Here is an 11,998-nt window from a genome sequence, read left to right as displayed (position 1 = left end):
AATGCTTGATTCTCTGTACTTGGTGCTTTAAGGTTTTATATGGCCAAAGCATTCAGAGCAAGAACCCCGTACCTTAAGTTTTCAAGGTTCATTGCATCGATTAGATGCTGGGTTTTTCAACTGGTTGAATACCCTGCCAGTAGAGTTATTATAGCATTAGAAAGAGCCTTATATCCCCATACCTGAAGATAGGGGCGTGTGCGGCAATTTTTGGTAAAGCTGAGTGAGTCGAGCAAAGTTCTTGACAAACTGTTGTTAACTCAGCTATGATGAAAAATACTGCAAGGGGCTATAGCTCAGTTGGTAGAGTGCTTCAATGGCATTGAAGATGTCAGCGGTTCGAGTCCGCTTAGCTCCATATCGCTACGAGATAACCACCATAACACTTTCACCCCAGACGGCATCTCCGATGCTTCCATCGTTCTCTAGAAATTCTCTCAGAACACATTCTGATCAGGGAAACTGAGAGAAAGTCTAGCTTTGATTTACTTGATTGTTCCCAACATTTATCATCAAATGAAGATCGGAAATGTTCAAGGTTTTATAGAGGCTCAAAAAGAAGCTTTAAAAGGGTTAGGACCGGTCGATAAATCTGGGTTTTAGGAAGATGGACTTGAGCAATTTTATCCAATTTATTCTTTTTAAATTCTAAATACTACGCGATCGCGTCCTGATTTTTTAGCTTCATACAAGGCTCGATCTGCTTCCCCAATTAAAAAATCTTCTGATAAGTAATGATTGGGAATCAGACTGGCAACTCCCAAGCTTAAAGTGACTTGATTGCTTACAGGTGAATTGGAATGTTCGATCTCAATATTGTGTAGAGAATTCCTGATATCTTCGGCTACTTTTACCGCACCTTTGAGATGAGTATTTGGTAAAATAACTGCAAATTCTTCACCGCCATAACGTGCGACTAAATCAGCCGGACGTTTAACATTTTCACGCAGGATTTGAGCGATTTGCTGTAAACAAAAATCTCCAGCTCGATGACCATAGGTATCATTATAGGCTTTAAAAAAATCAACATCACACAAAATCAATGAGAGGGGAAGTCTTTCCCTCGCTAATCTTTTCCACTCCGAATGTAAACCTTGATCAAATCGACGACGATTAGCAATTTTAGTCAAGCTATATTCCACTCTACTAGATGTAAAAATCGAGAGGGTACTGAAGATGAGGTTGCCTACGAATTTTTCAAGGCTGGAATTCCCAAGTATAGTATTGTTTTGGGATTCTGTTTCTCGGAAATAATAAAGTACACAGATCTCAACAATAAACGGTAGGGTGAGTTGCGAAACCGTCTTGAATTGACCGCTAAAATCTAACAAAAATCCTTCCGTAAATGCTACCTATTATAGGTTAAAATTAAACCCATATTGATAGAGGAACTTGCTGATGAATCCGACGACGATTAACTTACCCGATCCTCTGGAATTAATGATTGATTTGAGCGACGAGCAATTTTTTGATCTGTGCCAAAAAAATCGGGATTTTAAATTTGAACGCACGGCATCAGGAGTTTTAGTTATAATGTCACCAACCGGGGGAAACACAGGAAGACGCAGTATTAAAATAGCGACTCAACTCGAAATTTGGAGCAGTCAAACTAATCTGGGAGAAGCTTTTGATTCTTCTACGGGTTTTAAACTTCCAAATGGTGCGAACCGTTCTCCCGATGCGTCTTGGGTTTCTAGGGAACGCTGGGACAGTTTAACTGCTGAACAACGAGAAAAATTTTTACCGTTATGTCCTGATTTTGTGGTCGAATTAAGGTCAGCCAGCGATCGCTTAAAAACTCTGCAAGACAAGATGCAAGAATACCGGGAAAATGGGGCAAAATTGGGTTGGTTAATCGACCCCAAAAACAAAAAAGTTGAAATTTATCGCCCGGATCGAGAAGTAGAAATTCAAGAAAATCCCAAAACTTTATCTGGAGAAAATGTTTTACCGGGATTTGTATTAGATTTAACGGGAATTTGGTAAACTAATAAAAATACACTAATTTCTTGATTAAAAATGCGCCTAACTTCTAGCAGAACGGAGTTGATAATAGCTTCAGAGCGAGCTTTTTCGGTGCTGGTGGCAATTGCCCAAGGTATGTTGGTTTCCAACAATGATTTTAAGACTGGACTGGGCTGAATCGGTTCTATGTCAGGCAGAAACCGAATTCCTTCAACGCTGGTTAAATTGAAGGCTTCTTTAACTTTTGTGATGGTGTTAAATTGACTGTATGGCATAAATTTTTATGATTTTTTTGGGTTGATAAATCAATATAAATAAATTCGTTAAAAGCCCCCTGGATTGCGGTTTTGGGGGCGATGATAGATTATAACATAGGCGAACTCGCCGGGAAAGTGTGGCGGGTCGGTTTGATGGGTTATACTTCGCGATCGCAAAATGTGCTGTTGCTGTTGGCGGCGTTGAAACAGGTGTTGTAAACAAGTGGGGGGAATTGATGGATTCCCCAGACAAGTAAATTCGTCAAGATTAATTGATGCGATCGCGCTTAGGAAAAGAAACCGAGTTTCTTCACAAAAATTTCAGTAGGGATGCCAGGGTGCAGAAAAATCCGATTTATGACTTGGCGATTTTTTCAAAAATCATCTCCTAAACTGTCTATTAAATGTTCATAATCACTTCTAATTTGTTCACGATATCTATCGGGACAAAGAGTGTGCATACTTGCCAGAATTATTGCTGCGCTTTGCAAGTGATTATTGGTAGATCTAACCCCATCTAAACTATCAATAACCACAACCACCAAATCGCTAGCAGAACCTTGAGAATTACAAATTGATTGGGCAAATTGGTATTTTTGTTCGTCAGATAAGTGTTTCCATAAAGGGATTCCACCAAACATATAATATGCATCATTAGAGCCTAATAAAGTGTTTACTGCTTTAGAATCAATTTGCTGACCTAATGATGACGATCTATTATCGGCAAGTGAAAAAGAGGGAATAGAGGAATTTTTAGAACTACTAAATTGAATTAAAGAAGATGCTGAAACCTTGGAAGATACAGTTAAGCTAAAGCCATAACTAGGTAATATTCCTAGAGTTATAATATTTATAGTAATCAAGGAAATAACTTTTACAGAATGAAGCATCAGTTTAAATCTCCTTAAATCGGTTTATTTTACGAAAACGGGTATACAAGTTGTGAAAAATTCAATGTTTTTGATCAGGAGCAGGCTAATCATTGTCTACAGTTAGCTGTTAATGACTACCCTACTCTATTAGTCTAAGGTTGTTGCTTGGATACTGCATCTGCAACGGCTAGAGAAATCGGTAAAATAAAGACATATTCAGATAATTTTTGGTTAAAAACACCATTTATCTGAGATTTTCCTTCCTGTTGTATCTTTGATGGATTTTTACCTAGAGCCGAAACAGCTAAATAGTAAACAGAATCTTTCCCTAAAGTGGCTTCTAGCCTTTGCATTAACCGAACTTCAGCTAACTGGTTTAGGGATACTTTGAAAGCAGGAACAGCATCTTCCCCCAACGCATTCCCCATATTTAATAAACACTTCCGCACTTCATCAGACATCATCCTTCCCATGTCTTTTTGCTGTAAAACTTTACTCTTTTTAGCAGAAGTCTCTTTATTGTCTTTACTCTTGAAGTTATACCCGGTTCCTCCCAGTGAACAGAATCCATCAAAAGACTCATCATCCAGTTTATCAAAGTTTGAGGGGACAAAAATACCTAGACTGATCATTTTTTCGTATAAACTGTTGAAAAATAATCGGTCTTGTTCTCCATTCTTTTTAGCATAGAGGTCTGATTTGGGAATCACACAGATAAAATTTATCCCTGATAAATTACCTCTTTGGCTTTCTAAATCACCGATGATTTGCTCCAAAAGATATAACTGATTAACCTCCGCAGCGTTATTCTTGCGTGATTGATTAACGACTTCATAATTTTCAGAAACGGGTTTCCAAATTTCTGCATCGCGACTTTTAGTCAACTTTTCTCGAATTGTAGGTTCAATTGATAAGTCAAAGAAAAAGATAATTGTATTGGCATTTTTCAGGATTCTCAGCACCCAAGGTTGAGAACCTTCTTCCGTCAAACTACGCGCCACATCTTCTCCAGCTATATCCGTGAATACAAAGTGAGTTTTATTGAAATTTGTTGAACCAATTTCTGGAAACTGCACAGATAGTTTAATACTGGTTTTAGAACCTGTTTTTGTGGGTGGAGGAATCAGCCCATTACGGTAATCTTTCTCTAGCTTTTGTAATCGTTCTCGGTCATCTGGTAAGTCAAGGGCGACAGTTGCTCCCAAAACTTGTACATGATCGAAAAAAGAAACTAATCCTGTCAGTAAAACACATGATTTTCCTGTACCCGGACTTCCTAGTAAGATAATTGAGTGAGTTTCCGTTTCTTTCGGATACCAACCGCAGCGTTTATTCTCCTCTCCTGAAGGCCCAGTACAGGAGAAATTGACTAGCTTATAAATTTCTTTCCCCCATTGCTGAACAAGTTTTATAACTAACTCTTCAAGTTTATCTTCACTATTTTGTTTAGTAGCAGCCTGGGGAATATTTGAGACTTTTTGTGCGCTTTGTTGCTTGGAAACTTTTTCTTTACTGGATTTTAACACTTTCTGGAAAGTGTCTGATAATCTCAGTTTAGGATTACCTAATACCACTTCAGAGTGAAGAATATCTAGTAAATTACGGTACGATATAATAGTCTGACGGGGTAAAGTAAATGGCACATTATGAGAAATAGAGATTTTGTTGAGTTCATAAAGATCACATTTTGTACTTTTATGACCCAGAACTATTGCCAAAACGAATTGCCCTCTAATAATAGCTTTTAGTAATCCTTCATCATCTTTCTTTTTACTATGCAGTTCCTCCAACTTCTGTAAGTACCATTGAATCGTAGGACAAACTTCATGGAGTAGTTCTTTGAGTTTTTTTCTCTCTGGATCACCTTCAATTTCTTTCATCCATTCAAATACATTTCTTTGATCAAAAATTAAATCCATCAAAGTACCAATTAGAGAACGGGGTTCTATACCACGCAGCAAAGATTTGCATTCTCGATCCATGATTTCTAGGTCTGTTTCTGTTTTGAGTGGGAATTTATCAACATTTTTAATTTGCTCAAAAAAGTCTAATTTCTTCTGAACAAAATCTTCGGCAACATCTTTACCTACAATACCTTTATATTTCCCTTGATGAGATAATTCTCGTTGATTTTGAATTTCATCATTGTTTTCTTCTTCTTCAGTATCAACAGTTTTATCATCGGAGAAAAAATCTCTTTCCTGTCTGTATGGATAACGGCCATCCGTTGATGGTTTTAATAACAAATTTCTTTGTTCTAATTTAGTTTCTAGTCGTTCTAAGAAAAGTCGCAGAGACGCAATATTGCCATCTAACTCTAAGCGGAAGTTATCCGTCAAAATCATTTCATAGCCTTGAGTTCTGATGCCAATTGGAGAACCACAAGCAGGACAAGTAATATAGTTATCCTCACTTTCAGCTGTTTTCAGAAAATCAAATACAGTATTGGATGTCATAATTGATGTTACTCCTGAATTGTTTGTAGGGAGAAGGGTTACGCGATGAGTAATTACTGATAACTCAGTTTCCAGAATTGTGATTATGACTTACTGAGTTAAAACAAGTAATACTTGTGAAGTGGTAAAATTTGATATCAGAACAATTACTCAACTATTGAGCAATTGTTCTGATGTCTAGAGTCGTCTCGCACTTGTAACGGCCGAAGATTTTCCTGTACGCTCATTGATCAACGTAATCCAGCGATCATTTTCAATAATTACTGTAATTATATCTCCGACTTCAGGCTCAATTGGACTGGCATAGTAGACATCGAACTCATTTCCTGTGGCAACGCTTTTTAGCTTAATATTTCTAGTACCAGAATATATGTATGTAACAGTAAAAGCATACCGTGACTGAGCAATAATATAGCCGGGTAAATTTTCTGGGTAAGCTTCTCTAATCCCAGAAGTATTACTGATGCTTGATTGGGCAAGTGCAGGCAAATTGGCAATTAAATGAGAAGAAGTAAGCAAGATTAGAGCAGAAACAAGGGAAAATCTATTGATTAAAAAAATGGACATAATATTCCTCCTGATTTTTAAGGCAATGCAGCGTTCACAAATGATCGACTCTTAACTACACAGCGGGCTAATGAGGGGATCATAACCTGCTCCTGAAAAGGCCTCAGATTCCCATTGAATCCAAGGTTCCCGACCCCCTTGAGAGTTTTGATAAACTGTTGTTGGGATTCCGGTGGAAGTATCGCAGAAAAAACCCCGTTGTCCGGGTGCCAGTTGTGCTTTGCTTGACTGACTCAATTAAGTAAACTGCTTTTAGTTCTCAGTCAAAATCTCACTAAACCCACCTCGTTAAATGCGATCGCTTTAGAAAGAGCGGATGGCGAGAGGCGGGTGTTGTCCGGAGCCACTTCCATAACTACCGACGTTGCGCTGTTCGATGATTTTTTCTGCTTGTTTGCAAGTGGCGGAAATCGAGGAGAAAGTGATAAGAGCGCTTGTTTCCTCGCCGTTGGACATTTCACTAATGCCCTGTGCGACACCTTCGAGGCAGATGCTGAGGGTATCGATTTGTCCCTGGAAAGCAGCCACTGCTCTTTCCCTGTCACCCAGTTGACCTTGCAAGTCGCTGACGGAGTTCCTGCTGCTGCTGACTTGTTGCTCTAAATCTTTGACCTGTTGTTGCAGACTATCGACTTGTTGGGTTAAATTGTCCCGTTCTGTCTGAATTGCTGTGAGACGGGTTTCGGTTTGAGCTAGTTGGTTGCGGGCATCTAAATAAGCGAATCCACTGGCGGCGAGAAGAGCGGCTAAACCAAAGGCGGCGGCACTGGCGTTCATATTCATAATCGGATTCAAGTAATTTATCGGGACAAATTGGGTTTCTCGGTAGTGACAGTGAAGCTATCGAATTTCGGGAACGGGTTTATTCAACTTAATGGTTAGATGTGTAGAACCCGTCTCTGCGGAGATGTGAAAAGTTACAGATGATAGAGGTAAAGGGACAAGTCACTCTCAGGCTTTTGATCAACTTCGAGATATCTAACCCTTGAAACCAAGCCCTTTAAACAAGTAAAATTGCTGATATGTGAAGCTTAACATCAGGTCAGGAGAAAAAAAGTACCCAAAAAGTGAAACTGGGTGTACAATAAAGTAGAAAAAAGTGAATAGTCTTGGTTTTCATCCTCTAAAAAAAGGATAAAATCGGTCAAAAAATAATAAGTGAATTCCCTTGGGTGCAATGGAAATCGAACAAACTATTAAACAAATTCAGGAACGTGTTTATCGTCAAACAGGAAAATACTTAAAATCTGTTCAAGTTGAGATTCTTCAGGGAGTTTTGAAGGATCAGAAATATAGAATTATTGCGAATCGGACTAAACGAGAAGAAAATAGTATTAAAAAAGAAGCTTCTCTCCTCTGGAAGCAACTCGGTGATGTATTCGGAGAAAAGGTGACAAAACCCTATCTCAAACAAGTGGTAGAGCGACAGTTTTCTACTTCGTCTCCTGTCTCGAATTCCTCAAATCAACAGTCGGATTCTTATCAGGATTGGGCGGATTCTCCAGATGTGGGTGATTTTTTGGGACGGGAAACCGATTTAAACACTTTAAAAGAATGGATAATCCGCGATCGCTGTCGTCTGATCGCAGTGGTTGGACTTCCGGGGAAAGGAAAAACCAGCCTGACTGTACAATTAGCCCAAGAAATTACTGGAGAATTTCAAGGTGTTATTTGGCGATCGCTTTTAAATTCCCTCTCTATTCAAGACCTGATCAAAGACTGGATTTTATTTCTCTCTCATCAAGAAAAGACCGATTTACCCGATAGCCTTGAACAACAAATTTGTTTATTAATCTCCTATTTAAAACAAAATCGCTACTTATTCATTTTAGATAACGTTGAGACGATTCTCACCGCCGGAACTGAAGGGATAAAATATAAATCCGGTTCCGAAAACTATCATCAACTCTTAGAAAAAATTGCCGAAGTTTCCCATCAAAGTTGTTTCCTACTAACCAGTCGCATCAAAATTCGTCATTTAGAAAAATTCGCAGGTCAACATCAACCCGTGCGTTTTTTCCAATTGGGAGGGTTAACCGTTGACCCCGCAAAGCAACTGGTTGAACAAAAAGGAGAATTTTTCGCCACAGAAACCGAATGGGAACAATTAATTAATTTATATCGAGGAAATCCATTAGCCTTAAAATTAACCGCCTGTCATATTCAAAACGTATTTGGCGGGAATATAGGTGAATTTTTAAAAAATAACAGTTTGTTTTTTCAAGACATTCGAGAATTATTAGATTGGCATTTTCAGTCCTCCATCCCGGAAGAACATCAAATTTTATATTGGTTAGCTATTCACCGAGAACCCGTTTCACTGCTGGAGTTAAAAACCCATTTAGTCTCGCCCTTGTATCAACATCATTTATCGGATTATTTAGACTGTTTGCAGGGAAGAATGCTGCTGGAAAAAACTGCCGATCAAAACCGCTTTACCCTGCAACCTGTGTTGATGGAATATGTGACTGAAAAATTAATCGCAACCGTCACCCAAGAATTAATCGTCGGTGAATTTAATCTATTTAATCGCTATGCGTTAATGCTGGCTACCACCAAAGATTATATCAGAACCAGCCAAATTAGAACGATTATTCACCCGATTATAGAAGCTTTGTTAGGGCAATTTCAAACCGTCTCTCATTTAGAAACTCATTTAAAATCATTAATTCGTCAAACTCAAGAAAAATCTCCCCTGACTCCCGGTTATATTGGCGGAAATTTAATCAATCTACTTTGTACCTTGGAAATCAACCTGACCGGCTATGATTTCTCGAATTTAACGATTTGGCAAGCTAACTTACAAGGAATTAAGCTGCATTACGTTGATTTTTCTAACTGTCACTTCAAAAATACCGTTTTTACTCAATGTTTTGGCGGAATTCACGCTTTAGCCTTTACTCCCGATGGTCAGATTTTAGCGGCGGGAGACTCGGAGGGAATGATTCGATTTTTAAACGTTGAAACGGGGGAAATATTAACAACTTTTGGAAAACATAAATGGTGGGTGGCTTCCCTCGCCTTTAGTTCAGATGGTCAAAAATTAGTTAGTAGCAGTTTAGATCATACCGTTAAAGTTTGGGATGGAAAAACGGGTCAATTGCTGCACAGTTTAGAAGGACATAACGAATGGGTTTGGACGGCGACTTTTAGTCCCGATGGTCAAATAATAGCCAGTGGTAGCAACGATCAAACGATCAAACTTTGGGATGCAAATAACGGTCAATTGTTGAAAACGATCAAAGGACATCAAGCCTGGGTTTTAAGCGTGGCTTTTAGCCCCAATCAAGCCATTTTAGCCAGTGGAAGTTATGATAAAACGATTAAACTTTGGGATGTGAAAACGGGCGAATGTTTGCAAACGATAACCGGAAGCCATGATGCGATTTGGTGCGTGGCTTTTAGTCCCGATGGTCGGCAACTTGCCAGTTGTGGCTATGAAAAAATTATCAGAATTTGGGAGATTGAAACTGGGAAATGTGAGCAAATTTTGCAAGGACATAAAAAAGAAATTAAAGTGTTGGCTTGGAGTCCCGATGGTCAAACCATAGCCAGTGGATGTTTTGACTCTATTGTGAAGTTTTGGTCGGTGAAAACGGGAAGCTGTCTGGCGAGTTTAAAACAGTATAAAACTGGGATTAGAACCTTGGCTTTTAGTCCCGATAATCAAACGGTTGCAACGGGAGATAATGACCAAATTATTAAACTTTGGAATCGTCAAACGGGAAAATGTCTACAAACCTTTCGAGGATATACAAACTGGGTTTGGTCGTTAGCATTGAGTCCTGATGGTCAGATGTTGGCGAGTAGTCATTTAGACCATCAAGTGAGACTGTGGAATAGTGAAACCGGAGACTGTTTAAAAACTTTAACCGGACATCAGGCTTGGGTGTGGTCGGTGGCGTTTAGTCCCGATGGAAAAACGGTGGCGAGTAGCAGCGATGATGAAACGATTCGGTTGTGGGATGTGAACACCGGAAACTGTTGGAAATGTTTAAATTATTCGACGGAATATTATCAAGGTGGAATCTGGACAATAGCCTTTAGTTCGGATGGTTTTTATTTGGCGAGTGGCGGTCAAGATACAACGGTGAAAGTTTGGAACTTACAAACTGATGAACTGACGGTTTTAACCGGACATCAAGGTTGGGTTTGGAGGCTGGCTTTTCATCCCCAGGCTGCTATTTTAGCCAGTGCAAGCGATGACAAAACGATTAAAGTTTGGGATGTCAAAACACAAGAATGTTTGCACACTTTCCCTGAAAAAAATAATATTAGATCGATAGCTTTTAATTTTGAGGGTTCGCTTTTGGCGAGTGGGAGTGAGGATAAAACGGTCAAAGTCTGGGATTTAAAAACCGGAAAATGTCTGCATACCCTATTCGGACATGAGGGGTGGATTTGGTCGGTTGATTTTAGTCCTGATAGTCAAATTTTAGCGAGTGGAGGTGATGATTGTACGGTGAAATTATGGGAGAGGAAAACCGGAAATTGTCTCCACACCCTCGCAGAACATGATAGTACGGTAACATCGGTGATGTTTAATCGCTATCGCCATAAGATGATGAGCGCCAGTTCTGATGGTAAAATTAAACAGTGGGAAGTTGAGACGGGAAAGTGCTTAAAAAGCTTGATTGTTCCCAACATTTATCATCAAATGAAGATCGGAAATGTTCAAGGTTTTATAGAGGCTCAAAAAGAAGCTTTAAAAGGGTTAGGAGCAGTCGATAAATCTGGGTTTTAGGAAGATAGACTTGAGCAATTTTATCCAATTTATTCTTTTTAAATTCTAAAAACCACGCGATCGCGTCCTGATTTTTTAGCTTCATACAAGGCTCGATCCGCTTCCCCAATTAAAAAATATTCTGATAAGTAATGATTGGGAATCAGACTGGCAACTCCCAAGCTTAAAGTGACTTGATTGCTAACAGGTGAATTGGAATGTTCTATCTCAATATTGTGCAGAGAATTCCTGATATCTTCGGCTACTTTTACCGCACCTTTGAGATGAGTATTTGGTAAAATAACTGCAAATTCTTCACCGCCATAACGTGCGACTAAATCAGCCGGACGTTTAACATTTTCACGCAGGATTTGAGCGATTTGCTGTAAACAAAAATCTCCAGCTCGATGACCATAGGTATCATTATAGGCTTTAAAAAAATCAACATCACACAAAATCAATGAGAGGGGAAGTCTTTCCCTCGCTAATCTTTTCCACTCCGAATGTAAACCTTGATCAAATCGACGACGATTAGCAATTTTAGTCAAGCTATCTACTGCGGCTAAATGCTCTAATTTTTGATTGACGATTTCTAATTGTTCGGTCAAAAGCTGCGATCGCTCTACCTGTTTTTTGAGTTCTTTCATCGCCCATTGCGTTTGTAAAATTCTGCGAATTCGCTGACGCATAATCGGCCAATGAATGGGTTTTGTAATGTAATCAGTTGCTCCGACTTCAAAGGCGCGATCAACTGATTTTTCATCGTTGAGAGTGGTAATAATTAAAACGGGTGGACACTGTTCACCCAAGGCGTTTTTGAGTTGATTACAACAGCTAAAACCATCAGTCTCCGGTAAAATAGCATCCAGTAAAATCATATCCGGTTTGAGGATAGAACACTGCTCAAAGCACTGTCGTCCATCACCGAGTTGAAGGACACGATATCCCTGACGTTCCATCTCCGCAGCGATTATTTTTCGCTGGGATAAGTCATCATCAACGACAAAAATTGAATGGGGATGAGTTTCACTGTTGACATAGAACATGGTTTAAACCTGAAAAAAATAAATGTTTAAAATTCATTAAAATTTATTCTTATTTTTTTTACATAGACAGAATAAAAACCTAAATTTAATGATATTATATCACATCCAGTAT

At 39.0% G+C, this 11,998-nt stretch carries 10 protein-coding genes and 1 tRNA gene; 4 read left to right on the top strand and 7 right to left on the bottom strand.

Going from position 1 to position 11,998, the window contains the following annotated elements; genetic code table 11:
- Window positions 1-285 precede the first annotated feature (285 nt).
- Window positions 286-358 (top strand) — tRNA-Ala (locus WN50_RS05530).
- Between the two features lie 283 nt (window positions 359-641).
- On the opposite strand, the gene WN50_RS05525 is transcribed toward WN50_RS05530, so the two are convergent.
- Complete coding sequence (locus WN50_RS05525) at window positions 642-1,130, bottom strand: diguanylate cyclase (protein WP_235440844.1); 489 nt, start codon at window positions 1,128-1,130, stop codon at window positions 642-644.
- Between WN50_RS05525 and WN50_RS37365 the strand changes: the two genes are divergently transcribed.
- Both WN50_RS37365 and WN50_RS05520 read left to right on the top strand, forming a co-directional pair.
- Window positions 1,095-1,286 (top strand): element excision factor XisI family protein, encoded by a 192-nt coding sequence (locus WN50_RS37365; protein ID WP_425354781.1) that lies wholly within the window; start codon window positions 1,095-1,097, stop codon window positions 1,284-1,286. The genes WN50_RS05525 and WN50_RS37365 overlap by 36 nt on opposite strands.
- 112 nt (window positions 1,287-1,398) lie before the next feature.
- Complete coding sequence (locus WN50_RS05520) at window positions 1,399-1,986, top strand: Uma2 family endonuclease (RefSeq protein WP_046277269.1); 588 nt, start codon at window positions 1,399-1,401, stop codon at window positions 1,984-1,986.
- Here WN50_RS05520 and WN50_RS05515 read toward each other — a convergent pair.
- From WN50_RS05515 to WN50_RS05490, 5 genes are all read right to left on the bottom strand, one after another.
- Complete coding sequence (locus WN50_RS05515; protein WP_049558328.1) at window positions 1,911-2,240, bottom strand: hypothetical protein; 330 nt, start codon at window positions 2,238-2,240, stop codon at window positions 1,911-1,913. The genes WN50_RS05520 and WN50_RS05515 overlap by 76 nt on opposite strands.
- 356 nt (window positions 2,241-2,596) lie before the next feature.
- Complete coding sequence (locus WN50_RS05510; protein WP_046277270.1) at window positions 2,597-3,112, bottom strand: hypothetical protein; 516 nt, start codon at window positions 3,110-3,112, stop codon at window positions 2,597-2,599.
- 134 nt (window positions 3,113-3,246) lie between these two features.
- A complete protein-coding gene (locus WN50_RS05505) occupies window positions 3,247-5,550 on the bottom strand; it encodes a TRAFAC clade GTPase domain-containing protein (RefSeq protein WP_046277271.1) in 2,304 nt (767 codons plus the stop codon).
- Window positions 5,551-5,727: 177 nt separating this feature from the next.
- The gene (locus tag WN50_RS05500) at window positions 5,728-6,117 is read right to left on the bottom strand and encodes a hypothetical protein (RefSeq protein ID WP_046277272.1); all 390 of its coding nucleotides are present in this window, start codon (window positions 6,115-6,117) and stop codon (window positions 5,728-5,730) included.
- A 303-nt stretch (window positions 6,118-6,420) separates the two neighbouring features.
- Window positions 6,421-6,900 carry a hypothetical protein gene (locus WN50_RS05490; RefSeq protein WP_049558325.1) on the bottom strand — a complete coding sequence of 160 codons (480 nt, stop codon included), beginning with the start codon at window positions 6,898-6,900 and terminating at the stop codon, window positions 6,421-6,423.
- A gap of 394 nt (window positions 6,901-7,294) precedes the next feature.
- Here WN50_RS05490 and WN50_RS05485 point away from each other — a divergent pair, with 394 nt between their 5' ends.
- A complete protein-coding gene (locus WN50_RS05485; protein WP_046277275.1) occupies window positions 7,295-10,861 on the top strand; it encodes a WD40 domain-containing protein in 3,567 nt (1,188 codons plus the stop codon).
- 38 nt (window positions 10,862-10,899) lie between these two features.
- Here WN50_RS05485 and WN50_RS05480 read toward each other — a convergent pair whose 3' ends face one another.
- Window positions 10,900-11,886 carry a GGDEF domain-containing response regulator gene (locus WN50_RS05480; protein WP_049558321.1) on the bottom strand — a complete coding sequence of 329 codons (987 nt, stop codon included), beginning with the start codon at window positions 11,884-11,886 and terminating at the stop codon, window positions 10,900-10,902.
- Between the last annotated feature and the right edge of the window lie 112 nt (window positions 11,887-11,998).

Source organism: Limnoraphis robusta CS-951, from assembly GCF_000972705.2.
Note: the sequence above shows the minus strand (reverse complement) of the source record. Positions and strands in the feature narration are given on the sequence as shown.

Coding starts and splice junctions, on each gene's coding strand:
- WN50_RS05520 (WP_046277269.1), top strand. CDS start 1,399: ATGAATCCGACGACGATTAACTTACCCGATCCTCTGGAATTAATGATT.
- WN50_RS05515 (WP_049558328.1), bottom strand. CDS start 2,240: ATGCCATACAGTCAATTTAACACCATCACAAAAGTTAAAGAAGCCTTC.
- WN50_RS05510 (WP_046277270.1), bottom strand. CDS start 3,112: ATGCTTCATTCTGTAAAAGTTATTTCCTTGATTACTATAAATATTATA.
- WN50_RS05505 (WP_046277271.1), bottom strand. CDS start 5,550: ATGACATCCAATACTGTATTTGATTTTCTGAAAACAGCTGAAAGTGAG.
- WN50_RS05500 (WP_046277272.1), bottom strand. CDS start 6,117: ATGTCCATTTTTTTAATCAATAGATTTTCCCTTGTTTCTGCTCTAATC.
- WN50_RS05490 (WP_049558325.1), bottom strand. CDS start 6,900: ATGAATATGAACGCCAGTGCCGCCGCCTTTGGTTTAGCCGCTCTTCTC.
- WN50_RS05485 (WP_046277275.1), top strand. CDS start 7,295: ATGGAAATCGAACAAACTATTAAACAAATTCAGGAACGTGTTTATCGT.
- WN50_RS05480 (WP_049558321.1), bottom strand. CDS start 11,886: ATGTTCTATGTCAACAGTGAAACTCATCCCCATTCAATTTTTGTCGTT.